General features: G+C 67.9%; 24 protein-coding genes. 10 read left to right on the plus strand and 14 right to left on the minus strand.

Annotation, left to right across the window (positions count from 1 at the left end; all coding sequences use genetic code 11):
• Positions 1–38 precede the first annotated feature (38 nt).
• From ACZ5KP_RS08535 to ACZ5KP_RS08545, 3 genes are all read left to right on the plus strand, one after another.
• Positions 39–1,445, plus strand: a complete 1,407-nt coding sequence (locus ACZ5KP_RS08535; RefSeq protein WP_460922434.1) for a sodium:calcium antiporter — start codon at positions 39–41, stop codon at positions 1,443–1,445.
• A 108-nt stretch (positions 1,446–1,553) separates the two neighbouring features.
• Complete coding sequence (locus tag ACZ5KP_RS08540; RefSeq protein WP_460922432.1) at positions 1,554–1,871, plus strand: toxin-antitoxin system TumE family protein; 318 nt, start codon at positions 1,554–1,556, stop codon at positions 1,869–1,871.
• A 12-nt stretch (positions 1,872–1,883) separates the two neighbouring features.
• Positions 1,884–2,300, plus strand: a complete 417-nt coding sequence (locus ACZ5KP_RS08545; RefSeq protein WP_460922430.1) for an HVO_A0114 family putative DNA-binding protein — start codon at positions 1,884–1,886, stop codon at positions 2,298–2,300.
• A gap of 17 nt (positions 2,301–2,317) precedes the next feature.
• Here the strand turns inward: ACZ5KP_RS08545 and uvrB are convergent, their stop codons facing one another.
• Positions 2,318–4,432 (minus strand): excinuclease ABC subunit UvrB, encoded by a 2,115-nt coding sequence (gene uvrB / locus ACZ5KP_RS08550; RefSeq protein ID WP_460922428.1) that lies wholly within the window; start codon positions 4,430–4,432, stop codon positions 2,318–2,320.
• Positions 4,433–4,674: 242 nt separating this feature from the next.
• On the opposite strand from uvrB, the gene ACZ5KP_RS08555 reads away from it, so the two are divergent.
• The gene (locus ACZ5KP_RS08555) at positions 4,675–5,814 is read left to right on the plus strand and encodes a Fic family protein (protein ID WP_460922426.1); all 1,140 of its coding nucleotides are present in this window, start codon (positions 4,675–4,677) and stop codon (positions 5,812–5,814) included.
• Positions 5,815–5,884: 70 nt separating this feature from the next.
• Here the strand turns inward: ACZ5KP_RS08555 and ACZ5KP_RS08560 are convergent, their stop codons facing one another.
• A complete protein-coding gene (locus tag ACZ5KP_RS08560; protein ID WP_460922424.1) occupies positions 5,885–6,868 on the minus strand; it encodes an AI-2E family transporter in 984 nt (327 codons plus the stop codon).
• Positions 6,869–7,027: 159 nt separating this feature from the next.
• The gene (locus ACZ5KP_RS08565) at positions 7,028–9,529 is read right to left on the minus strand and encodes an ATP-dependent DNA helicase (RefSeq protein WP_460922422.1); all 2,502 of its coding nucleotides are present in this window, start codon (positions 9,527–9,529) and stop codon (positions 7,028–7,030) included.
• Positions 9,530–9,626: 97 nt separating this feature from the next.
• Between ACZ5KP_RS08565 and ACZ5KP_RS08570 the strand changes: the two genes are divergently transcribed.
• Positions 9,627–10,073: a DUF2085 domain-containing protein gene (locus ACZ5KP_RS08570; RefSeq protein ID WP_460922419.1), complete on the plus strand. Its 447-nt coding sequence runs from the start codon at positions 9,627–9,629 to the stop codon at positions 10,071–10,073.
• A gap of 67 nt (positions 10,074–10,140) precedes the next feature.
• Positions 10,141–10,512, plus strand: a complete 372-nt coding sequence (locus ACZ5KP_RS08575) for an NINE protein (RefSeq protein ID WP_460922417.1) — start codon at positions 10,141–10,143, stop codon at positions 10,510–10,512.
• A gap of 494 nt (positions 10,513–11,006) precedes the next feature.
• Here ACZ5KP_RS08575 and ACZ5KP_RS08580 read toward each other — a convergent pair whose 3' ends face one another.
• From ACZ5KP_RS08580 to ACZ5KP_RS08600, 5 genes are all read right to left on the minus strand, one after another.
• Positions 11,007–11,600, minus strand: coding sequence for a YIP1 family protein (locus ACZ5KP_RS08580; RefSeq protein ID WP_460922415.1), 594 nt, complete (start codon positions 11,598–11,600; stop codon positions 11,007–11,009).
• Between the two features lie 128 nt (positions 11,601–11,728).
• Positions 11,729–12,547: an OapC/ArvC family zinc-ribbon domain-containing protein gene (locus ACZ5KP_RS08585; RefSeq protein ID WP_460922413.1), complete on the minus strand. Its 819-nt coding sequence runs from the start codon at positions 12,545–12,547 to the stop codon at positions 11,729–11,731.
• 15 nt (positions 12,548–12,562) lie between these two features.
• Positions 12,563–12,955, minus strand: a complete 393-nt coding sequence (locus ACZ5KP_RS08590) for a DUF2073 domain-containing protein (protein WP_460922411.1) — start codon at positions 12,953–12,955, stop codon at positions 12,563–12,565.
• Positions 12,956–12,959: 4 nt separating this feature from the next.
• Positions 12,960–13,601 carry an Era-like GTP-binding protein gene (locus ACZ5KP_RS08595; RefSeq protein ID WP_460922409.1) on the minus strand — a complete coding sequence of 214 codons (642 nt, stop codon included), beginning with the start codon at positions 13,599–13,601 and terminating at the stop codon, positions 12,960–12,962.
• A 272-nt stretch (positions 13,602–13,873) separates the two neighbouring features.
• Positions 13,874–14,692 (minus strand): S26 family signal peptidase, encoded by an 819-nt coding sequence (locus ACZ5KP_RS08600; protein WP_460922407.1) that lies wholly within the window; start codon positions 14,690–14,692, stop codon positions 13,874–13,876.
• A 186-nt stretch (positions 14,693–14,878) separates the two neighbouring features.
• Between ACZ5KP_RS08600 and ACZ5KP_RS08605 the strand changes: the two genes are divergently transcribed.
• From ACZ5KP_RS08605 to rnhB, 3 genes are all read left to right on the plus strand, one after another.
• Entirely contained in the window at positions 14,879–16,519 is a 1,641-nt protein-coding gene (locus ACZ5KP_RS08605; protein ID WP_460922405.1) for a DNA-directed DNA polymerase II small subunit, read from the plus strand.
• A 125-nt stretch (positions 16,520–16,644) separates the two neighbouring features.
• Entirely contained in the window at positions 16,645–16,767 is a 123-nt protein-coding gene (locus tag ACZ5KP_RS08610) for a hypothetical protein (protein WP_460922403.1), read from the plus strand.
• Positions 16,768–16,824: 57 nt separating this feature from the next.
• Positions 16,825–17,520 carry a ribonuclease HII gene (gene rnhB, locus ACZ5KP_RS08615; RefSeq protein WP_460922401.1) on the plus strand — a complete coding sequence of 232 codons (696 nt, stop codon included), beginning with the start codon at positions 16,825–16,827 and terminating at the stop codon, positions 17,518–17,520.
• A gap of 53 nt (positions 17,521–17,573) precedes the next feature.
• On the opposite strand, the gene ACZ5KP_RS08620 is transcribed toward rnhB, so the two are convergent.
• Positions 17,574–18,569 carry a replication factor C small subunit gene (locus ACZ5KP_RS08620; RefSeq protein WP_460922399.1) on the minus strand — a complete coding sequence of 332 codons (996 nt, stop codon included), beginning with the start codon at positions 18,567–18,569 and terminating at the stop codon, positions 17,574–17,576.
• 301 nt (positions 18,570–18,870) lie between these two features.
• Between ACZ5KP_RS08620 and ACZ5KP_RS08625 the strand changes: the two genes are divergently transcribed.
• Complete coding sequence (locus ACZ5KP_RS08625) at positions 18,871–19,041, plus strand: DUF5786 family protein (RefSeq protein ID WP_460922397.1); 171 nt, start codon at positions 18,871–18,873, stop codon at positions 19,039–19,041.
• A gap of 30 nt (positions 19,042–19,071) precedes the next feature.
• Here the strand turns inward: ACZ5KP_RS08625 and ACZ5KP_RS08630 are convergent, their stop codons facing one another.
• The 5 genes from ACZ5KP_RS08630 to ACZ5KP_RS08650 all read right to left on the minus strand — a co-directional run bounded on the left by ACZ5KP_RS08630 (position 19,072) and on the right by ACZ5KP_RS08650 (position 23,498).
• Positions 19,072–19,719: a DUF7530 family protein gene (locus ACZ5KP_RS08630; protein ID WP_464761898.1), complete on the minus strand. Its 648-nt coding sequence runs from the start codon at positions 19,717–19,719 to the stop codon at positions 19,072–19,074.
• A 128-nt stretch (positions 19,720–19,847) separates the two neighbouring features.
• Positions 19,848–20,852 (minus strand): NAD(P)H-binding protein, encoded by a 1,005-nt coding sequence (locus ACZ5KP_RS08635; RefSeq protein WP_460922393.1) that lies wholly within the window; start codon positions 20,850–20,852, stop codon positions 19,848–19,850.
• A gap of 76 nt (positions 20,853–20,928) precedes the next feature.
• The gene (locus ACZ5KP_RS08640; protein WP_460922391.1) at positions 20,929–21,876 is read right to left on the minus strand and encodes an AEC family transporter; all 948 of its coding nucleotides are present in this window, start codon (positions 21,874–21,876) and stop codon (positions 20,929–20,931) included.
• A 152-nt stretch (positions 21,877–22,028) separates the two neighbouring features.
• Positions 22,029–22,280: a DUF7123 family protein gene (locus ACZ5KP_RS08645; protein ID WP_460922389.1), complete on the minus strand. Its 252-nt coding sequence runs from the start codon at positions 22,278–22,280 to the stop codon at positions 22,029–22,031.
• Between the two features lie 390 nt (positions 22,281–22,670).
• Positions 22,671–23,498, minus strand: a complete 828-nt coding sequence (locus ACZ5KP_RS08650; RefSeq protein ID WP_460922386.1) for a molybdopterin synthase — start codon at positions 23,496–23,498, stop codon at positions 22,671–22,673.
• Positions 23,499–23,677 lie beyond the last annotated feature (179 nt).

The following is a 23,677-nucleotide window of genomic DNA, read 5'->3' on the forward strand; positions in this document are numbered from 1 at the left end:
CGAAACAATAACGACCCTCCCACCGCTGGGTCGAGATAGTGCTATTCGATCGTCTGCGACATCCGCTCTGGGCGCTCGTCGCCGCCCTGGGGCTGACCGTCCCCTGGGTGCTGATCTACCTCACCGGATCGGTGCACGCGATCGGCGTCGGCCCGCGCGTCGCGCTCAGCGGGATCGCGGTACTCGGAGCCTCGTTCCTGCTCGCGTGGGGTGCAGAGACTGCAGAGAAGGACGTCCCCCGCGCGTTCGCGATCGCCGTCCTCGCGGTGCTGGCCGTCGCGCCGGAGTACGCCGTCGACGCGCTCTACGCCTGGCAGGCGGGCAGCGGCGAGGCGACCGCGAAGGCCTGTAGCGGCGTCTCGAAGTCCGCGATGGAGCAGGGCTCGACCGAGCTCGCCCGGGCGTGTCACGACGCGAACCTCGCCGTCGCGAACATGACCGGCGCGAACCGCATCCTCATCGGGCTGGGCTGGTCCGGCATCGCCCTGTTCACCGTCTGGAAAGCCTGGCAGGGCCGCGCGGACCCGAACGTCCGGGACACCGAACGGTTCCGCGACGGCGCCGTCGAGATCGATCCCGACCTCTCCCTCGAGATCCTCTTCTTGCTCGCCGCGACGGCGGTCGCGTTCACGGTCCCGTTCATGGGCGGCATCGGCGCCATCGACACGCTCGTCCTGGTCGGGCTCTACGTCGTCTACATCTCCGTCGTCATCAAGGGCGACGTCGAGGAGCACGGCGAGCAGGTCGGCGTTCCGCGGTATCTCCAGCGCAAGTCCTTCCCCGTGCGGTCGGCGGCCTCGCTCACACTCTTCGTCTACTCGGGGCTCATGATCTTCACCGCCGTCGAGCCGTTCGCCCACGGCCTCGAGGCGATCGGCCTCCAGTACGGTATCCCCGAGTTCTTCATGATCCAGTGGATCGCGCCGCTGGCCAGTGAGAGCCCCGAGCTGATCGTCGTCGCCTATCTCGTCAACAAGGCCCGCTCGACGGCGGCCTTTAACGCGCTGATCTCCTCGAAGCTCAACCAGTGGACGCTGCTGATCGGGACGCTCGCGGTCGTCTACTCGATCGCGCTGGGCCGGTACGGCGTCCTGCCCTTCGACTCGAAGCAGGCCGCGGAGATCTGGATCACCGCCGCACAGAGCCTCTTCGCCATCGCGATCCTCGTGAACTTCCGCATCTCGGTCAAGGAGTCGGTACTGCTGTTCGCGCTATTCCTCTCCCAGGTGGTGATCGAGTTCGGGATCATCCGGCTCGTTGCCGAGCCGGAGGCGACGGACTACTCGATCCTGCTGTTGCAGATCTACACCGTCGTCTATCTGGTGCTCTCGGCCGGCATGCTCTACCGCCGCCGCGATGCACTACGGGAGATCGGCGCTCGCGCCACGGGGACGATCGCCGACGCGTACGGGATCGGCGGTGGTGCTGACGACGCGTCCAGCTGATACCGACGCGGATTCGAGCGCACTCTTCCGTACGCGCCAGCGACTGTCGTTCCTGTTGGGGAGTTCACCAACACCTACTTGATGTTGGGAACCGTACCAACAGCCAGGATGGCCGGAGCGCCGACGTTCCGCTACACGCACGTCGAGGCCGGCCTGGTCGAGAACGTCGCCCTTCGGCGCACCGAAGACACTGAAACGTATCCGTCCGGCTGGAAATACACGCTCCATCTGGGCACGCTCGAGGACCTGACGCTGCTCCGATACGACAATGCTCACGAGGACACCAAGGGACACGAGCTTCACACTGCCGCCGGTGAGCAGCCCGCCGACTTCCCCGGAATGGAGGAGCGGCTCCTCGAGTTCTGGGCGAGCACCGACGAGTACTGGGACGCCGTCGGTGGCGACCCACCGAGACCACACGAATAGCACTGTACCACCATGACCACACTCCACATCACCGTCGGCGATCGAGAACCGCTCCGACAGGACGCCCTGGAGTTCGTCCAGGCTGCCGAGGCCGACGATCTGGACGACAGCGACGGGCGCGCGACGCTCCAGTTCGGGTCCTACGACGACCTCGTCGATAGCCTCACGCCGACCCGCCTCGCGTTGATCCGCGCGATCGTCGCCCAGGAGCCAGAGAGTATGCGCGCCGCTGCACGGCTCGTCGATCGCGACATTTCGGACGTCCACGCGGATCTCAAGCAGCTGGAAGTGCTCGGCGTCCTCCGGCTCGAGGAGGGTGGGCCTGGTGGCGCGATGCAGCCCATCGTCCCCTTCGATCGCATCGAAATGCACATCGACTACCCGCTGCTCGGCGATTCTGACCACGACGACGCGTCCGTGAACGCCTGACCCGTTGCGCCGACCGGTTAGAACTCCGCGTCGGGTTCCGGCGCGATCCCGTCCTCGCCGGCGGAGGCGTCGAGGTCGAACTCCTCACGGATCGAGACGACCCGATCGCGGATGTCCGCCGCCAGCTCGAACTCCAGATTGTCCGCGGCCTCGGCCATCCGCCGCTCCAGCTCCTCGACGTGTCGTTCGGCCTCCTCCATGCCCTCCGGCCCGACGCCCGCAACGCTGCTGGTGTCGGTCTCCGCGCCGGGGAGGTTCGTCTCGCCGATCGGCTTGTCGATGGTCGTTGGCTCGAACCCGTGCTCCTCGTTGAACTCCCGCTGGATCTCCCGCCGTCGCTTGGTCTCCTCGATCGCACGATCCATCGAGTCGGTGACCTCGTCGGCGTACAGCACGACCTCGCCGTTGACGTTCCGGGCGGCCCGGCCCATCGTCTGGACGAGCGTGGTCTCGGATCGGAGAAAGCCCTCCTGGTCGGCGTCGAGGATCGCCACGAGGGAGACCTCGGGGATGTCCAGGCCCTCCCGGAGGAGGTTGATGCCGATCAGCACGTCGATCTCGCCCAGTCGCAGGGAGCGGATCAGCTCGTGGCGCTCGAGGGTGTCGGTCTCGTCGTGCATGTAGGCGACGTCGTAGCCCGCTCCCTCGAGGTACTCCGTGAGGTCCTCGGCCATCCGCTTGGTGAGCGTGGTGACGAGGACGCGCTCCCCGGTGGCGGCGCCGTCCGCGGCGGCCGCTCCGTCCTCGCCGCCGGTGACGCCCTCGGCGTTCACCCGCTCGTCGATCCGGTCGATGAGGTCGTCGACCTGGCCCTCCGCGGGCGAGACCTCGACCGCGGGGTCGACGAGGTGGGTCGGCCGGACGATCTGCTCGACGACCTGGCCGCTCTGCTCGCGCTCGTAGTCGCTCGGAGTCGCGGAGACGTAGAGCGTGCGGCCGGTCTTCTCCTCGAACTCTTCGAAAGTGAGCGGGCGGTTGTCGAAGCTCGTCGGGAGCCGGAACCCGTTCTCGACGAGGGACTGCTTCCGGGAGCGGTCGCCCTCGTACTGGCCCTTGATCTGGGGCACCGTCCGGTGGGACTCGTCGATGACGGTGAGGAAGTCGTCGGGGAAGTAATCGAGCAGGCAGTTGGGTGCGTCGCCACTTTCGCGGTCGGAGAGGTAGACGGAGTAGTTCTCGATCCCCGAGCAGTAGCCGGCCTCGCGCATCATCTCGAGGTCGAAAGTGGTGCGCTCCTCGATGCGCTGGGCGGCGACGTGGTTGCCCTGGCGCTCGAAGTACGAAATTCGGTCCTGCAGGTCCGACTCGATCTCCTCGATCGCTTTCTCGAGCTGGGTCTTCGGAATCGAGTAGTGCTCTGCGGGGTGGAGCAGGGCCACGCGCTCCTCGCCGACGACCTCGCCGTCGAGGGGATCGACGCGGACGATCCGGTCGATCTCGTCGCCCCAGAGCTCGACGCGCATCGCGTACCGGTCGTACATCGGGAAGATCTCGACCGTGTCTCCGCGCACGCGGAACGTGCCCTGGGTGAAGTCGACGTCGTTGCGATCGTAGTTCAGGTCGACCAGTCGGGCGAGCAGGTCCTCGCGATCGATCTCCTGGCCCTCCTCGAGCTGGAGGGACATGTCGCGGTAGTTCGCTGGGTCACCGAGCCCGTAAATCGCCGAGACCGACGCCACGACGATGACGTCGTCCCGCGTCAGCAGCGAGCGGGTCGCGGAGTGGCGCAGCTTGTCGATCTCGTCGTTGACGGAGGCGTCCTTGTCGATGTAGGTGTCCGTCTGCTCGACGTAGGCCTCCGGCTGGTAGTAGTCGTAGTAGGAGACGAAGTACTCGACGGCGTTGTCGGGGAACAGCTCCCGGAACTCTTCGTAGAGCTGCGCGGCGAGGGTCTTGTTGTGGGCGATGACGAGCGTCGGTTTCTGGAGCTCCTCGATCACCCAGGAGACGGTGTTGGTCTTCCCGGAGCCGGTGACGCCGAGGAGGGTCTGGTCGTCGTGTTTGTTCTCGTAGCCGTCGACGAGCTGGCGGATGGCGTCGGGCTGGTCGCCCGCCGGCTCGAACGGTGCGTCGACCCGAAACGGGGCTTCGGCGTCCGGTCGGTCGGCGGAGAGGGGACCGCTGTCGCTCATTAGCGGTGTCAGGGGAGCGAGTCACCTCAGGGTGTCGGTGCGGGCAGGACTGCAGGGCGCTGCGGGCCCCTCGGCCCGCGTCTGGCCCGAACCGCGGTGCCGCAAACTACAGCGCTCGAACCGGGGCCACAGGATAGCCATTGGCCCCGTACCGACTACTACTGGCCGCGAAACACGCCACTTAGTAAGATTCTAAGATATCCGTTAACTTAATCATGCCCGGGCGCCACCGTTAGTTCACCATGGACGTCGCCGACTTCGCGGACGGCCCGGGCTCCTTCGACGACTACGACGGGCTGGCCTGTCACCGCCCACCGACGCTCCCGCCGGATCTCGCGTACACGGACGACCTCTTCGACGTCTACGGCGATGCCCAGTACGCGCTGGGTCGCCTCGCGACGCTCCACCGCGACCTCGACAACCCCACGCTGCTGATCGCGCCGTTCGTCCACCGCGAGGCGGCGATGAGCTCCCAGGTCGAGGGGACGAACGTCACGATCTCCGACATCTACCAGCACGAGGTCGACGCCGAGCCGGAGCGATCCGCCGCGGAAATGGCCGACGTCCGGGAGGCGTACAACTACGTGGACGCGATCTCGGCCGGGTTCGACGAGCTCGATTCCGGGGGATCGATCGACGTCGCTCTCGTCAAGTCGCTCCACGAGCGCTTGCTCGGTGGGGTTCGGGGCGAGGCGGACGCCCCGGGCGAACTCCGGGACGTCCCCGTCTACATCGGCTCGCCCGACGGAACGCCCGAAGAAGCGGCGTTCATCCCCGCGAGCCCGGACGTCGTCGAGATCCTGCTCGACCAGCTGCTGGCCTACTGTGAGCGCGGCGACTACCCGCCGGTCGTCGACGTCGCGATCGCTCACTACCAGTTCGAGGCGATCCACCCCTTCCGTGACGGCAACGGCCGGCTCGGTCGCCTGCTGATGATGCTCCAGCTCTACGACGCTGGGCTGCTCCCCGGGCCCTACCTCTATCTCAGCGCGTACTTCAAGCGCCACGGCGACGAGTACCGCGACCGGCTGCTCGCCGTGAGCAGGGAGGGCGACTGGGAGGGCTGGTGCACGTTCGTTCTCGACGCCATCGCCGAGCAGGCCATCGACGCCCACGACTGTGGCATCGAGCTGACGGAGCTCCGCGAAGCGTACCGCTCGCAGTTCCCGTCCTCGCCGGTCGCACGCGAGCTGGTCGACTACGTCTTCGAGCAGCCCTACCTGACCGGGCCGCGCGCCGTCGAGGCGACGGGCCGGTCGAAGCCCGCGGTGTACGACGCCATCGAGGCGCTCGAGGCCGAGGGGATCGTCGCGGAGACCACCGGCAAGCAGCGCAACAAGGTGTACGAGGCGCCGGCGGTGCTGGACGTGTTACGCTCGTAGCGATCGGGCGGCCGCAGCGGGCCCGCTCGCCCAGGCCGGCTCGCGGCGGTGCGGATCAGCCCAGCTGCTCTTACTGGCCGTTGCGCAGCTCCGTCCCCAGCAGCTCGACGGCCTCGGAGAGCAAGGCGACGGCGAGGGGCCCGGCGACGATCCCGACCGGCCCGAGGCTCAACAGCCCCCCGATGAAGCCGACGAGGTACAGCGTCGCTGGCATGTCCGCCGAGGCGCGAGCGAGATACGGGCGCACGACGGCGTCGGGCAGGATGGCGATCAGGACGCCGCCGATCCCGAGCACGGCGGCCGCCGCGGCGATTTCGCCCACGGAGACGTGGTAGGCTGCCAGTGCGAGCAACACGACGCTGGGGCCGACGATCGGCACGAACTGGAGGATCCCACAGACGATCGCCAGCGTGAGGAAGTACTCGTAGCCCAGGAGGTAGAACACCGGGATCGCGATGACGGACGTGGCGACGCCGGTGGCGAGCTGGAGCACGTAGATCGCCTGCAGCGTGTGCTCGGTCCGTTCCGCGATCGCCTCGTAGACCTCCTGGTACGCCGACGGAACGAGCGTATCGATCGCGGCACCGACCCGCCGCTGGCCGAGCAACACGCCGAAGATCACCACGGTGAACAGCGTCAGATGGAGCATGAGGTCCGGCGTGCTCGCGAGCACTCTGAGCGCGACGTCGGAGACGTACTCGACCAGGTACGCCTGGACCTCTGCGGTCTCGACGGTGTACTCGACGCCGCCGAGGCCGATCGGCACCTCCCCTGGCAGGTCCTCGACGACGGTAATGACGTCCGCTCGCCGCTGGTAGAGGACGTAGGCGATCGGCGCAGCCAGGGCGACGACGCCGAGAAACACGCAGGTCGTGGTGATCGCGCTCGCTACGTGCCGCTGAACGCCTCGATCGACGAGCCAGCGATACAGGGGCCGAACGACGACGACCACGGTCAACGCGAGAAAGCTGGTCGCCAGTACCGCCTGGAGGACGACGGCAGCGAGCAGCGCCGTCGCGACGAGCAACGCCGCCAGTCCAGTTCTGCGTCGCACTACCGGTGAGAGACGCGCAGCCGGCAAAAACGTGTTCCTCAGCGCTCCGGTCGGCTCACGTTTCGGAGAGCCCCCGAATCTCCAGTCGAAACGAAGGGGTTCGGGGGTCCTGTTCGAGAGGGCGAGCGGACCGACCCGTCGAAGTGGCGTCCGGTGCCGTCAGCGGCCGTGGCGCTCCCAGAACCGCTCCAGGCCGTACTCGAGCATGTCGGGTGATACCGCGTCGAACTCCTCGGGGAGGTACTGTCGGACGCTGTCCCAGTCCTCGCGCGCGTATCGCTCGTCGACGAACACGCGGACGCCGACCTCCTCGGGGCCGCGAATCACCCGACCGATCGCCTGGCGGGCCTTGCGCACTGCGGGGATCGTCAGCGAGTACTCGAACCCGACCGAGCGCTCGCCGCCGCCGAAGGCCCGATCGTACGCCGCCCGGATCGCTCGCGTCCGGGGGCTCGAGGTGTCGACGATCGGCACCCCACAGACGACCGCGGCCGCGAGCCGGTCGCCGCGGTAGTCGACGCCCTCGGTGAGCGTCCCGCGGAGGCTCGTCACGAGCACCTTCGGTGCGCCCGCGAAGAACTCGTCCTTGAGCGCCTGGGTCGCCGAGTCGGCACTGGACTCGTCGAGGAGGATCTCCTTGTCGACGCGCTCGTCGCCGTCGAGGCCCGCCGCTGCCCACTCCGCCTCCGCGTAACTGGGCATCCCGACGAGGACGTTGCCCGGGGCGTCGGCGACCGTCGAGATCGCGTCGAGGTACGCCCGGCGAACGGCGCGGGTGCCCTCGTCGCCGACGCCGTCGTAGCCGCTGTCACTTTCGGAGCCATTCCCAGCGTCAGCGGCGCTCTCGGCGCCTGCGCTGCCGGCTCGGCCGCCGTCGCTTGCGGCGGCTCCGGGAGCGTCGTCGGGTGGGCCGCCGAGTCCGCCGCGAGCCGGAGGCGGCCCCCTGTTGTCGTAGGTGAACTTCGGCGCGGCGACGGCGAAGCTCTCGCGGTTCTCGACGGGGAAGTCGAGTCCGTACTGCCGGGTCTCGACGGGGCGGTCGTACTCCGCCTGGAGGTGCTCGAGGCCCGAGACCTCCGCGAAGACGTCCAGCGGCGCGAGCGTCGCGCTCATCAGCACGCCGCCGCCGAAATCAGCGAGGCGGTCGCCGATCGCGTCGCCGGGGACGCAGTTGTGGAGGTTCAGCCGGCCGTTGTACGCGCGGCGCCACGATTCGGGCGGATGCGTCGCGTCCCAGGTCCGCTCGAGCGCGAGCGAGCGGAAGTAGTGCTCGTGGTCACAGCGCGCCCACGCGGCGAGCGTGCGACCGGCGGCGGGCGCGGCGCGTTCCCGCTCCTCGTCCTCGTGTTCGTCGAGCAGCCGCCCGACGAACGCGCCGACGGCCTCGGCGCGGTGCCAGGCGTCCTCGTGGCCGTTGTTCGCTGCCCACTCCGTGATCGCGTCGGTCTGTGGCGACTCCGGCGGGCGGAGCGGGATCTCCTCGTCGGGCAGCCCCTCCAGCGAGTCCCGCCAGCCTGGGTGCTCGCGGTTGAGGTAGTCGACGACGCGCCGATCGAGGGACTCCCGGAGGTCACGGACGAACGACCGGACGGACTCGAGGTCCGAGCGCGTGAGGTCGACCGACGCCAGCTCGGTCTTCACGAGCTGCTCGTCGGCACCACCCTCGGTGCGGCCCTCCCGGAGCGGCTCGATCACCCGCGTCAGTTCGGCCTCGGCGTCCCGGAGCGTCGCGTCGGCGACGCCGTCGGAGACGAGGTCGCGGACGCGCGGTTCGAGCATATGTGCCTCGTCGCAGATCACGAACGTCTCGTCGTCGAGCAGCGGTGCGGTGAACGCCGATGCAGTCGTCGGATCGAACGCGTGGTAGTAGTTTCCGAGCACGACCTCCACGCGGCCGAGCAGCGCACCCATCATCGAGTGCGGGCAGGTGCCGTGCTCGACGGAGAGCCCGACGAGGTCCTCGGTGTCCAAGAGTCCGCGGTCGTCGAATTCGAAGGGGATCGCCTCTGCGGGCTCCCCGTCTTCGGGCAGTTCGTCGAGGAACTGCGCGTAGAAGGGGCAGTACTCGACCTCGTCCTGGTGTTCGGGGAGCTCCCTGGGGTAGGGCGCCGGCTCGCCAGCGGTCTCGAGGTAGGTCGCGGCGTTGGCGCCGCGCGTCGCGCCGTCGTCGAGCCCGATCTGCTGGCGGCGGGCGGCACTGACCAGCTGGCTCGCCGACGTCTCGCCGCCCTCGCCGGTCAGCGCGCGGGTGCGATCCCGGAGCCCCTCACAGCGGTCGTAGACGTTCTCCTCGTCGATGCCGCCGGCGTGCTCCCGGCTGTACGGACAGACGTCGGCCTTGCCGACGAGGGTGAGCCCCGAGAACGGTCGCCACTCGTCGTCGAGTTGGTCGTTGATCAGTCGGAGGTCCTGCTCGAACTGGCGGAGCTGCTGTTTGACGCTCGTGAGGACGACGACGCGCTCGAAGTCGCTGGACTGGTCGCGAACGAGGTGGAGGCCGGCGGTGAGCGCGAGCATCGTCTTGCCCGTCCCGCAGGCGCCCTCCAGTGCGAGATAGCCGCCGTCGCGTGCGGTCTCCAGCGCCGTCTCGATGCCGTCGACCTGGGGCTCGTAGGGCGCCTCGTGCCCGAAGATATCGCGCCAGTCCGACGACTCCGTCATAAAGTTGGGTGGGCGCCCGATCGGGTAAAGGGCTGTGGAGTCGGCGGTGCCCCGCGGAGAGCAACACCTACCCGTTCGGGGTCGTTCGTTCGAGCCGATGGTCGACTGGTCGGAGTTCAGCGACGCCCTCGCGGAGACGCGGCGGTATCTGCTCTCCCACCACGAGCCACACGACCACTACCGGACCTACCTCGTGTCGGCGTTCGGCCGGCGGGCGCGGCTCTGTGCCCGGTGTACGGGCGTCTATCCGGGGATCGCCGCGGGGCTCCTCGCCGGGATTTTCGCGGGCGGGTGGTTCGCGTCGCTACTGTTCGTCGCCCTGCTCCCGGCGCCCGCGCTCGTCGAGTGGACGGCGACGCGGTTCACCCCCCGGCGCGGCTACAACGCCGTTCGCACTGCGACCGGGCTCTTGCTGGGCTACGCCTACGGACTCGGCGCCGTCCTCTTCCTGGGTCGAGGCGACCGACGGGTGCTGCTCGTCGGGCTCGGGTACGGAATCGTCGCGTTCGTCCTGCTCACAATTCGAGAACGAAGGCGAGGGTAGTCAGCGGTTACCAACTTCGTATTCGATAGCAGTCACTTATTTATGGGAGGCTAAAGCATACCCGTCTATGGCAGATCAGGGTGACGCCGGAAACGGTGGTAACGGAGGCAACGATCGGAAACTCGGCGCGGACGAGCAGTTCTGTTCGAGCTGTGGCGAGGTCATGAAGAAGGAGGCGGAGATCTGTCCGTCCTGCGGTGTCAGCAACAAGTCCAGCAGCGGTGGCAGCTCCAACAAGGACCGGACGACGGCGGGGATCCTCGCGATCCTGCTCGGCGGCATCGGCGCACACAAGTTCTACCTGAACGAGACGGGGATGGGCATCCTCTACCTGTGTTTCAGCTGGACCGGGATCCCGATCATCATCGGGATCATCGAGGGTATCCTCTACCTCACGAAGACCGACGAGGAGTTCGAGCGCCAGTACGTCAGTAACTGACCCAGCTCGTTCCGTAGCTGGTCGATCATTTTTCGATGAGATCGCGTTTCGCCAGCGGCGGTGATCGACGATTTCTACGGCACCCGTCTCCCAGCTGTCGCCGCCGGCTCAGTCGGCGGCTGACTCAGGTGGTCGTTCGACGCTGTAACTCCCACACTCCGGGCAGGTGTAGTGCTCTACGGGATAGGCCATCCCGCACCCTCGACACACGTACTCGCCGGGATCGTCCGTCCCGACCAGGCGTTTCAGTCTGTTGATTGCTCCCACGGGGAACCCACTCGAATGTATCCCACTCGCGGCGCGTACATAATGGGGGTCAATCGTTCAATCGCGGTACTGAACTGGTTACTCGGCGATCGTCGTACCCCTCGAAACTGCGGTACTAGACGGGAGCCGACACGTCCGCAGCTGGTAACTATCCGCCCACTGTCTGGAACGCACCGCCGCAGGCTTGCGATTTGGTGGGTGCTACCGCCGTCTGCAGATCGACGGGTTCACCCCCCGAGAAGCAGTGTCTGTAGCGCGTCGGCAGCGCGGAACGCGTAGCCGTAGGCTACGATCGCGGGCAGGACGCCGAGGGCCAGCGCCCGGGGCACCGACAGCTCGTGGACGGTCGAAAGGCCGAGCACGTAGAGGCCGCAGGCCCACGTCGCGACCGCGACCTGGAGCGGCGGGAACGGCACGCCGACCGCCACGCAGGGCGCGCTCGCGTACGCGAGGATCTGTACGGTCTCGCTGACGCCCCCGCGCTCGTCGGTCCCGGCGGCGAGCAGGAGCGTCTGGAGCGCCGCGATCACGTGCAGGACGACCGGCGCGACGAGCACCGCGATTGCGAGGAGCCAGAACGCACCCGAGAGGAGCGGCTGTCCCCCGACGACGGTGTAGGAATCCGCACCGACCGCGAAGCGGGTGCCCTGCGCGACCAGCACGACCGCGACCGCGAACGTCAGCCCCGGCCCCTGGTCGCCGAGGGCGACGCCCGCCTCGAAGAACGTTCGCGGCCGGACGAGGATCTCGGCCCAGCTTTTCGCGAGCCCGCGGAGCCCGCGCTGGCGACCGCCCTCGACGTCCTCGACCCACTGGGTCACCGCGAGTACACCCCGCGCATCTGGCGGCGGCTTCGCGTGGAACGCCTATGGGCGTGTCCATTCGACGTGAGTCGCGAAAAACGAGCGGCAGGCAGCGAGTGGGAGAGAATACGGGAGCAGTCGATCGCTCAGGACTCGCCGCGCCAGGTTTCGGGCACCTCGATCGCGTAGCGCCCGTCCTCCATCAGGGAGATGATGTACTCCTCGCGGTCGTAGAGTTCCATCAGGTTGAGCTCGTACTGGCCGCGCTCGACGATCTTGATCGACTCGAACTGGTCGTTGAGCTCGGCGCGCAGCTCCGAGAGGTCCGGGGTCTCCTCCCCCTGTTCCTCGCGGTCGCCGCTCCCGGTGAATGGAGCACTGCCGGTGCTCGCGGCACCGTCGTCGCCTGCGGGCTCCTCGACAGTGCCGTCGCCGGCCGACGGTGTCGTCGACGCCTCGGCAGCGGGCGCTTCCGGCGGCTCGTCGGGGAACCCCGGGTCGTCGGGCGTCGGTCGATCCGGGAGCTCGTCGGGCGAGACGGTGCCCGAGCGGGCGCTGGCCTGTGCGGTGTCCTCCGCGACGTCGGCGCTGGCGTCGGTGCCGTCCTCGCAGCCGACGGCCGGCCACTCGTGGTCGTCGGCACCGGCAGCGGTGCCACCGGAGGCGGATACGCCGTCGTTACCGCTACCGACCGCGTTCTTGACTCGCTGGGTGGCGCTGGCGACCGTCTCCGCGACCGAGCCGCCGGGGCTCGGTGGCTCCGGCGGTTCGGGCGGCTCGTCCGGGGGCTGGGGATCCGCGGCAGTCCCATCGACGTCGCTCGCGGACGCTCCCGCGGTGTCGTCACCGCTGGCCCCGCTGGGCTGGAACTGGAACTTGTTGCCGCCGCAGTCCGGGCAGCCCGAGAGCATCTCCTTGGAGCCGTCGGGGAAGACGTGCCCACAGCCGGTGCACTGGTGTGGCATTGGTGGTGCTGTGGGTTACTTCCGCGAGACCAGCGCGCTGATCAGGGTCTCGTCCTTGTGCAGCGTTTCGATCTGGTTGGCCGGCCCGATGACCGTGAGCTTCGCGGTGTCCTCCTGGCCCATGATGCGGCCGAGCAGGCTCCGGTCGCGGGCGTCGTTCTGGGGGTAGGTCTCGATCTCGATCCCGTTGAACCCGTCGGGGTCGATTTCGGACATCGTCACCTCGATCAGGCGGCTCTCCTCGTCGGGGGTCAGCCCCTCCTCGAGGATCACGATGTTGCCGTCGTGGACGCCGTCGAGGATGATCCGGATCTTCTCCATCGAGGCCAGTCCCTCCATTCGCTCGCCGCTGATCAGGTCGATCTGGACCCCGCTTCCGTCCTCGGTTGGTGCAGTTGCTTCCGGCATCGTCTCACCCGAAGTACTCCGCGATCTTGTCGTACACTTCGTCCATGTTCTCTCCCTCCAGCGCCGACAGCGGCACGGTCTCGTGCTGTGGGAACGCCGAGGAGACGCGCTGGATGTTCGACTCCTCGAGGTCGATCTTGTTCCCGAAGATGAGGACCGGCAGGTCGCGGCTCTCGATGATTCCGATGAGCATCGTGTTGACCTGCGTGAACGGGTCCTCCGTCGAGTCGAGCACGTAGATGACGCCGTCGACGTCCTCGCGGAGCCAGTGCATGGCCTCCGCGACACCCTCCGTGGCCTCGCGGGACCGGCGCACGGCGTCCTCCTCCTCCATGTCGAAGTCGAGGAACTCCTCGTAGTCGACCTTCGTCGTCACGCCCGGCGTGTCCACGACGTCGATCGTCACGGACTTGCCGTTGCGCTCGATCTCGACGTTCTCCTTGCGGCGTGCGCGACGGGTCTCGTGGGGGATGTGGCTCTCCGGCCCGACCGCGTCCCCGGTCCAGTCGCGTGCGATGCGATTCGCGAGCGTCGTCTTGCCAGCGTTCGGCGGCCCGTAGATACCGATCCGTTTCGGATCCTGCTCGGAGAACAGGCGGTCGGTGGCCCGCGTGATGCTGGCTTTGAGTCCTGTAAGCAGTCCCATCCTTGCTCCCGCACCTGGTGGTGCTAGTCAGGGGACCGTCCCGCGGTTACTTAATCCTACGTCAGACACATGTCTTCAAACGGAGCAGTTTCGCCTGCAGATAGCTGACGCAGTCGGCAGCATACCCTCGTGTGGTTCCGATCGATAGGCATCGTGAGTTATCGGCCGAGTGGCGAGGTCCACCCGAAACGGAGGGGTCGTATCGTCGGGAGTGCGGGACCGTCCGGATGCGTTCGGGGACCGTCCGGAACCGTCGGGATCGATCGTCTCGGTCAGGCGCCGCAGATGCCGCCTTCGGAGAGCGCCAGTCTGACGCAGCCGAGATACGGCGTCCGCGAGACCGCACGCCCGCGAATCCAGGCGGGCTTGACGACAGTGCTCTGGCCGCTGATCTGGTCGTAGTTCGCGTTCGCGTCGCCGCGCGTGATATACCCGTCGTGGGGCGCCGGGCAGCTCTCGGGGACGTCGGAGCACTCTTCACCACCGAGATAGGCGGGGTTGGCGTCCGCATCCTCGACCCAGTTCTCGCCCTGCTCGACGTAGAAGGCCGCACGGTGGATGATCGGCGTCCCGTCGGTGCCGTCCGGCTTGAACACGATCACGCTCCCTTTGCCGTCGAACTGCTGGTGATCGGTGCCGATGGCGTCGGCACGGGTCACGATCCCGTGTTCGTCGGCGAGCTGGGAGGTGAAGCGCTCCTCCTCGACGACGAGCACGAGGTCGCCCTGCTCCATGTTGGGCTGCATGCTTCCGCTCTCGACGGCGACCAGCGGCGGCCAGACCCCGCTGACGGCGAAGAGCGCGAGTCCCAGCACCGAGACGAGCAGTACGCTCGAGAGGATATCTCGCGAGGCGACGACCAGCGGTCGCTCCGAGCGGAGATACCACACGACCGGGCGCTTCGTCGGATCGGGGACCGATGGGCTCCTGGCGGACGGCCCAGCCGGCGGACGCTCGGACGATCGCCCGTCCACGGTCACGTTCTCGGACGGCGGCTCGGAGGGCTGCTGGGACGGCGGCCTGGAGGAATCGTCGGCCGAGTCGTCGACGTCCTCGTCCGGGTGGGGGTTGCCGCCCCCGGAATCACTCATCGCTCCCGGCTTGCTCGCCGAGGGGAATCAACGTTTCCGTTGTGCCGATCGGTCGACGAGCGGCCCGATCGTCGGCGATCGATCGGCGTGTGCGGGCGTTTCGTCGCCCCACGGCCGACACCTGCCGTGGGCGAGCGTCCGGTGACGTCCGGCACGCTTTTGCGCGACCGCGGGGGAGGAACGTACGTGCCACTGGAGTCGTCGGCCAGGATCGTCAGCGAGCTGGCCGACCGGGGATACCTCGTCGAACGCGAGGCCGTCACCCTGATTGCCGGTGCGGCGGATCCCGCGGCGACTCTCGCCGCGGCAGCGGAGGCGACCCCGGACGACGCAGTCCGTGTCGAAACCGACGTCGTTCGGGAGGTCTTAGCGGCTCAAAAGGCCGATTCCGACGATAGAGCTGCTGGGAAAGACCCCACTGTTTCCACTGGAGATAACGGAACCACGTCGTCGGATCAGGTGGCTGTTGCACCCGAAATGCAGGGGGACGTATCGTCGGGTGGAGGGGCTACAGCGGGCGGCGGTCGCGGCGACCGCGGCACCGGCAACGGTGGCGGCTCGACGACAGCCGACGCTGGGGGCGTCGCCGGACCGTCCGAAGCGGCGAACCGCTCCACCGACGAGCGATCCCTCGAGATCGCGGGCGACATTACGGGCGAGAGCACCGGGACGGGTGACTACTCGGACTTCGTCGACTTGTTCAAAGACCGCTTCGAGCGGCTCTCCGGGCAGCTCCGCGGGCGGGTCAACCACCGTCCAACGGACACGCTCGAGTCGATGCCCGGCGGCAGCGAGGCGGCGGTCGTCGGGATGGTCGACGAGATCCGATCGACGGCGAACGGCCACTGGATCATCGACGTCGAGGACACCAACGGTACGTTCCCGGTCCTGATCATGAAGGACCGCGACGCCGCCGAGCACGTCGACGAGATCCTGACCGACGAGGTGATCGCCGTCCAGGGGACGATCTCCGACGACGGCACCATCCTGTTCGTCGACGATCTGTACTTCCCCGAGGTCCCGCGCACGTTCGAGCCCTCGACGGCGGACCGCCACGTCCAGGCCGCGCTCGTCAGCGACGTCCACGTCGGCAGCCAGGAGTTCGAAGCCGACGCCTGGAACCGCTTCGCCGACTGGCTCCACACCGAGGAGGCCGAGTCGATCGAGTACCTGCTCATCGCGGGTGACATGGTCGAGGGCGTCGGCGTCTACCCCGATCAGGACGAGGAGCTCGACATCATCGACGTCTACGAGCAGTACGAAACGTTCTCGGAGCACCTCAAGGCGGTGCCGGGGGACGTCGAGATCGTGATGATCCCGGGGAATCACGACGCCGTCCGGCTCGCCGAACCCCAGCCCGCTTTCGACGAGGAGCTCCGGGACATCATGTCCGCCCACGACGCGCGGATCACGGGCAACCCCTCCACGGTCACGATCGAGGGCGTCTCCGTCCTGATGTACCACGGCGTCTCGCTGGACGAGATGATCGCCGAACTCCCCGAGGAGAAGGCCAACTACGACGAGCCCGAGAAGCCGATGTACCAGCTCCTCAAGAAGCGCCACGTCGCGCCGCAGTACGGCGGCCACATGCGCCTCGCCCCCGAGAAGGAGGATTACCTCGTCATCGACGAGGTGCCGGACGTCTTCCACACCGGCCACGTCCACAAACTCGGCTACGGCAAGTACCGTAACGTCCTCGCGATCAACTCCGGCTGCTGGCAGGCCCAGACCGACTTCCAGCGCAGCGTCAACATCGATCCCGACGTGGGCTACGCGCCGATCGTCGACCTCGACACGCTCGACGTGACGATCCGGAAGTTCCGGTAGCCGCGCCGGGGAGGTGGCTGCTGGCCCTGCCTGGCCCGTCGACGATCCAGGTTCGACGACGACCGACGCTCACCACATCGTTTTTGATCTGTGAAACGGTAGCACACTGCGGAGGGGATACCCCTATGTGCCACCACTATGAGAGGGAGCAACTGACCACCACGGCGCCGATCAGTGACGAGCACGCCGACGAAGCCCCCGACATCGAGCGGTCCCTGGCCGAGGCACCGCCTGCAGCCGACGACTGAGTACACCGACCACATATTTCGGAAACGACTAAGCGCGCAGCGCCAGCAGGACCTGCTATGCGCGTCGGGATCGACGAAGCCGGTAAAGGGCCCGTACTCGGACCGATGGTGGCGGCCGCCGTCGGCGTCCCCGATCCCGACGTCCTTCCGGACGGCGTCGCGGACTCGAAGCGGCTCGCTCCCGAGCGCCGCGAGGCGCTCGACGCCGCGATCCGCGACGACGACCAGATCGCCGTCGGCGTCGCGGCGATCGAGGTCGAGCGGATCGACGATCCCGAGACGGACATGAACGGGCTGACCGTGACTGGTCACGCCGACGCGACGGCGGCGATACTCTCGGCCGACCCGTCCACGGCCGCCGACGAGATTGGGGTGCTCGCAGACGCCTGCGACACCAGCGAAGCGCGCTTCGCCAGACGGCTCTCCGGGGCAATCGACGACGCAATCGCCAGCAGCGAGGTCGGGGGCCACGATCTCGACGTCGAGGCCCGCCACGGCGCCGACGACGAAGATCCGATCGTCGCCGCGGCCTCGATCGTCGCGAAAGTCGAACGTGACGCACGTGTGGCCGAAATCGCCGACGCCGTCGGTACCGACGTCGGGAGCGGCTACCCGAGCGATCCGACGACCAGGTCCTTCCTGGAGCGGTACGTTCGCGAGCACCAGCGACTCCCCGAGTGCGCCCGGCGAAGCTGGCAAACCTCCGAAGACGTGCTGGCGTCGGTCGAGCAGGCCGGTCTCGGCGAGTACTAGCGACGATTCTCTCCGGTTCGGTCGAATCTACCGAACGAACTCCGTTCCTGGCCTTACTCCAGCGCCAGCGACGCGAGCATCGCCTCGAGCTGGATCCGCTCGTCGGCGCCCTCGACGATGCGGTACTCCGCCTCGCCGATCCGGTCCATCAGCCGGACGGTTGCCTGCTCTTCGAGTTCGAGGTCCCAGACCGAGCGGTGGAGCTGGTCGATGACGTCACCGCCGGCGATGCCGCGGTCGATGAGCAGCGATTCCAGTGCCGCGCGGGCGGCGAGGAAGTCGCCGTCGATAGCGTGCTCGACCATCTCGAGGACCTCCTCGGGGCGGGCGGTCGAGGTAATCTCGTAGACGGCCTCCTCGTCGACGACGGTCTGGCCGGTCGCGGCCGCAGCCTGGAGCGCGTTGATGGCCCGGCGCATGTCGCCGTCGGCGGCGTAGGCGATCGCGTCGTAGCCGCTCTCCTCGACCTCGATGCCCTCCTCGCTCGCGACGATCTCGATCTGCTCGCGGATCGCCTCGTCGGAGAGCGGCGGGAAGCGGAAGACCGCACACCGTGACTGGATCGGGTCGATGATCCGGGAGGAGTAGTTACACGAGAGGATGAACCGGGTGTTGTTCGAGAACTGCTCCATCGTCCGCCGGAGCGCGGACTGGGCGTCGCTCGTCAGCGCGTCGGCCTCGTCGAGGAAGATGATCCGGAAGCCGTACTTGTCGCCGCTGAAGGAGGTCCGCGCGAAGTCCTTGATCCGCCCGCGGACGACGTCGATCCCGCGCTGGTCGCTCGCGTTGAGTTCGAGGAAGTGCTCGCGCCAGTCGTCGCCGTAGATCTCCTTGGCGATCGCGACGGCGGTCGTCGTCTTGCCCACGCCTGCCGGACCGGCGAACAGCAGGTTCGGCAGGTCGTCGCCAGCGACGTACTGCTGGATGCGTTCGGTGATCGTCTCGTGGCCGACGACGTCCGCGAGCCGCTGTGGTCGGTACTTCTCGACCCAGACGTCGTCCCTGGTGGCGACAGCGTCGTCGGCCCCGTCGGCGTCGGCCTCGCTCATGGACGTGGGGAACGGCGGGGCGGGCTTAAATCGCGCGGGACCGGACGGCGGGCGCTCGCCGTGATCGGCCGTTCGAACGTGCCGAGGCCACTCGAACGCGTCCGGGCGGCCGAACGTTCCGGGCGGTTCGGATTCCACCCCACTTTCCACGTGAGCGCGTTCGCGGAGTCCTCGCGTTTACGAAGCGCCCACGAAGGCCGTGTTCGGCCAGTATTCCTGGTGTAACTGGCAATCACGGGACGACGATCCGAACTACCGTTACATTCATTATTGGTACTATCTAACACTGTGTTACACTACCATGTCAATGGGTGCCTATGACGAAGACGAGCACGAGCGTCGCGAACGCAAGTCCAACACGGTGGACGCCGCTTTCGACGACGATCGGCACGAGTACGAGGGGTCGATGGAGTACGATTCGGGGGACTCCGCGGAGGATCTGCTCGACCAGTTCGAAGAGATCAAATCCTAGTCCTGCCGCCGCATTCCGCTGACCGCACGCTCACCGTCGTAGCAAGCCGACGGAGAGTCCGACCGCCACGGAGACGGCGAGCACGTGACCCAGCAGCGCGCCGACGAGCAGTGGCCGCCCCCAGACGATCGGGAGCAAGGCGAGCTGCAACGCCGCGAAGGCCAGCGGCCAGCGGTCCACCCTCGCGACGGCCCGCGCGGTCCCGGGATCGAACTCGTAGCGCCAGGACCGCCAGACTGCGGCCACGCTCGCCCACCACCCGATGCCGATGCGGTAGACGACGTCCCACGCGAGGAGCAGTGCGAGGTAGGTCGCCAGCAGCGGTGGATCGGGGCCCAGCGCCGACTCGAGCAGTGACGTCTCCGTCCCCACCGGTTCTGCCGCGAGGAGGTAGGTCACGAGCCCGACGTAGGCCAGCACGGAGAGCACGATCTCGACCCGCGACCCGAAGGCGAGCCGGCGATAGGCCGCGGGCAGCGCGAGCGCGCGCAGCCTCGCGCCCATCCGGAGCGTGATCGCACTCCCACCGCCGGCGACGAGCACGGCAATCGTGCCCGAAACCACGGCGTCCCAGAGCCCGTAGTACCAGGCGAGGCCGAGCACCGCGACTTCGAAACCGACGACCTGGAGCGCGACCGCGGCCCACGGGGTGATCGAGACGCCGGGGATCGCACCGATTAGCCCCTCGTACGTCCACGTCTCGCCGTAAACTGGCCCCTCGACGCGCTCGTCGTCCGCCGGCGGCTCCGACCCCTCGGAACTGGGCTCCGCGCCGGTCGTCCCCGATGGCGTCTGAGCGTTCGGCGTCACGACTCGGCCTCCCCGAGCGCCGCCGCCACCGCGTCGTCGAACGACGTCCGATCGATCCGGACGTGGTCTTCGATCGCCGGGTCCTCGACGACCACAGGGGTCCGCAGCCCCTCGATCAGCGGCCGCGCGATCGCCGCGTCGACGTCGGTGACGAGACCGACCCAGTAGGAGGATAGCCTCGGCGAGAGCACGGGGACTGGGACGATGTACGGTTCGCGACCGAGCGCACGGCCGACGCGCCGGAGCATCGTCTCGTAGGTCAGCACCTCCGGCCCGCCGATGCCGTAGGTCCGGCCGGCGGTCTCCGGCGCCTCGAGCACGCCCGTGAGGTACGCGACCGCGTCCGCGACCGCGATCGGCTGGCACGGCGTCCGGACCCAGTTTGGCGTGACCATGACCGGGAGCTTGACCGCGAGCTGCCGGACGATGTCGAATCCCGCGCTTCCCCTGCCGACGATGATCGCGGCACGAAGCGTGGTCAGCTCGTAGCTGCCGTCGGCGAGGATCGCCTCGACCTCGCGACGCGACCGGAGATGAGCCGAGAGGTCGTCGATCGTGCGCCCACGGGCGTCCTCGCTCCCGTCGCCTGCACCGGATCGTGGGCTGCCGGTCCCCTCCCCGAGACCGCCGAGGTAGATCACGCGCTCGATCCCCGCCGTCGACGCGGCTTCGGCGAACGTCCGCGCGAGCGTCCTGTCGAGTTCCTCGAAGTCCTCGCCGGCGCGCATCGAGTGGATCAGGTAGTAGGCCGCCTCGCAGTCGGCGATCGCGTCCGCGAAGCTCGTCGCCTGCCCCGCCGATTCCGCTCCGCCATCACCGGGCTCGAAGACGCGCATTGCGGCGGGCTCCTGCAGGTCACCCTCGATCACCCGGACGTCCGCAGGCAGCCCGGCTGCAGACCGGTCCCGCACGAGCGCCGTCACCTCGTGGCCCCGCTCGCGGAGCTCCGGGAGGAGATGGCGGCCGACGAACCCAGTCGCGCCGGTCAGGAGGACGTGCACGTCTCGACAGTCGGTCGCCTACCTAATCATCCCGGTGGTGCCGGCGAGTGAGCGCTCGAGCACCGCTGGATCCACCTTATAGCACCACGCCGTCCTGCAACAGCGCGATGAGCACGGTGAGCGTCACGGTACTCGCGAGCGTCGTCACCAGCACGGCGGTGCTGACGAACTCCGGTGCCGTTACGCCCTCCCGGTCTTCGCCGTACTCGACGACGAGCATCAGCGGCGTCACCGCGGCCGGCATCGCGCAGGCCAGGACGAACACCCGGCCGACGTCCGTCGGCAGCCCGAGCGGGATCGCCAGCGCCAGCGCGACCACGGGCGCGACGAACAGCTTCAGTAGTGAGGCGGGGACGGCGGAGCGCAGGGCCGCACCGTGGGTCGTGTTGGCGAGCTGGATGCCGAGCAGCAACAGCATGACCGGGATCGCGGCGTCACCGGTGAGCTGGATGGCCTCCATCGCCGCGGAGTCCGCGGGCGGCACGACGGAAAGCACCCGGGCCAGCCACGCCGCCGCGAGCGCGTAGACGAGCGGCAGCGTGAACACCTCGATCGCGGCCTCGCGGGCGGAGGCCATCGTCCCGCGCGAAGCGAGATAGACGCCGAGCGTGTACATCAACACGGCCTGGAAGACGATGTAGAGGATCGCCGTCGAGCGACTGACGCTCCCGAAGGCAAAGGCCGCCAGTGGAATGCCGTAGTTCCCGGCGTTGGGAAACGTGCTCGCGAGCACCATCGCGCCGCGCGTCTCGTCGGGGTGCCCGATCGCCCGGGCGACGCCGACCGCGATCGCCACCATTCCGAGCGTGAACGCGGTGACGCCGACGGCGAGCTTGAGTGCGGTTTTACCGCCGATGGGCGTCGTCGCGAGGCTGTGGAAGACGAGCGCGGGCGTCAGCACGTAGATGGTGATCGCCGCCAGCGGATCGACGTCGACCTCGCGGAGACGGCCGAGAGCGTAGCCGGCGCCAGCGATCGCCAGCACCGGCAACACTGCCTGCGTGAGTGCGTCGAGCAGCGACACGTCCGTCGCTCCTCGTGGCGGCTACGAAAGCGTTTCCGCCCCGGCACGAGCGGCCGGCTGTCGGTGGCGGAAGCGAGAAAATCGGGAACCGAATCGTCGCTACGGCGTCGAGCGGGGACCAGCACGCTCTGCCGTCTGGCGGGACTAGCGGGTCAGTTCGGCTCGATGCGCCAGGTCGTCGCGCTCGTGTACGACCACTTCTCGACGCTGATCTCGCGGGCGGACTCGCTGAGCTTGACCATCAGCGCGCCGATCTCCTTGGGCGAGAGCCCGACCTCGTCCGCGATGAACTTGCTCTTGAAGTACACGACGCCTTCCTCGCTGACCTTGTTCGAGAGGTAGTCCTGCAGTCGCTCCTGCTTTGCGGGCGTACCCTCGCTGGAGGGCTGGGTAGTGGCGCTCATGCGTCACTCCTGCCTATCGCTCACTACCTGTTATAAGGGACAGTCGCTTCGGCCGATTTCGGACGTATTCTCCCAAATCGGCGACGTTTCACACCTTTCGGGCTGCTTAACGAACCTTTTACGAAGCGCTCAGAACCGACGAGACCTTTTAGAAATTATTCTGAGGCCGTTATCTCCACACGAAATTCACCTGTTCGTTTTACGCCAGGAATCCCGCCAATCCCGCCGAAATCGCGGTTCGGGGCCGTCGCGCGCAGTTCGTCTGACGCTGTGCCCGGGGCAGCGTCGCGTGGAACGAACTCCGGCGAGCGGTGATCGAGCGTGCTCGGAGCGGGTCGGCCGATTCGACGCTCGCCGGGATGGCGATCCCAGCGAATCCGTGTCGGCTCCTCACGTCTCGTGTCGCCAGTACTCGTCGTCGACCGTGACCTCCTTCTTGAACAGCGGCACCTCCTCCTTCAGCCGGTCGATACCGTCCTCGACGGCCCGGAACGCCGATCGACGGTGTCCCGCCAGCACCACGACGAAGACGATGTGCTCGCCTGCTTCGAGGACGCCGGTGCGGTGGTGGAGCGCGACGGCCTGGACGTCGTCGCGGGCCTCGAGGTCGCTCCGGAGGGCCGCCATCCGGTCATCGGCGAGCCCGTCGTAGCGCTCGAACTCCAGGCGCTCCGTGGGCTCGTCGTCCGGGCCGTCGCGCGTCCGTACGCGCCCGGTAAACGTCGCGATCGCACCCGCACGATCCGCCGATTCGGATGCTTCGACTTCGGCAATCAGGGATTCGAGCGTCTCGTGAGGGTCCGTGGCCTCGAGCGCTGCGAGGAGTTCCTCGAAATCAACGGCGTCGGCTTCCTCGGCCTCCAGCAGGACGTCGCCGCCCGCTTCTCGACCGCCCAGCGCGACCTGCGGAATCCGGGCGTCGCTGTACCCCTCGACGATCGCGTAGTCGTATTCGGGGGCGAGGTCGTCGAGCGTTTCTTGGAGGGACCGGTCGGCGCCCGTCGCGAACCAGCCCGCGTCGTCGGTCAGCCCGAACGTCGCGTCCGCGCCGGCGGTGCGGTGTCGCGTGGTGTCCTTGCCATCGGTATCGAGATCGGGCTCGTGCGTACAGTGTTTGATCGTGGCGACCCGGCCGCGATCGGCGAGTGCGCTCGCGAGGCGCTCGACGAGAGTGGTCTTCCCGCAGTTGGAGGGGCCGACCACGCCCAGGACCTGCATGCGCGACGGTGGGGGTTCGTGGCGTTTGTAGGTGTCGCTGGGCGGGATTGTTGCTCTGAAAAGCGATGCAATTGCACGACTGCAACAGCTCGCTTGGAAGCCCCCTCCCGCTCGCGTCCGCTGTTCCGGAAGACTCGATCCACTCGTCTTCCGACGTTCCGCTCGCTACGCTCGCGGAA

Source organism: Salinarchaeum chitinilyticum, assembly GCF_055390775.1.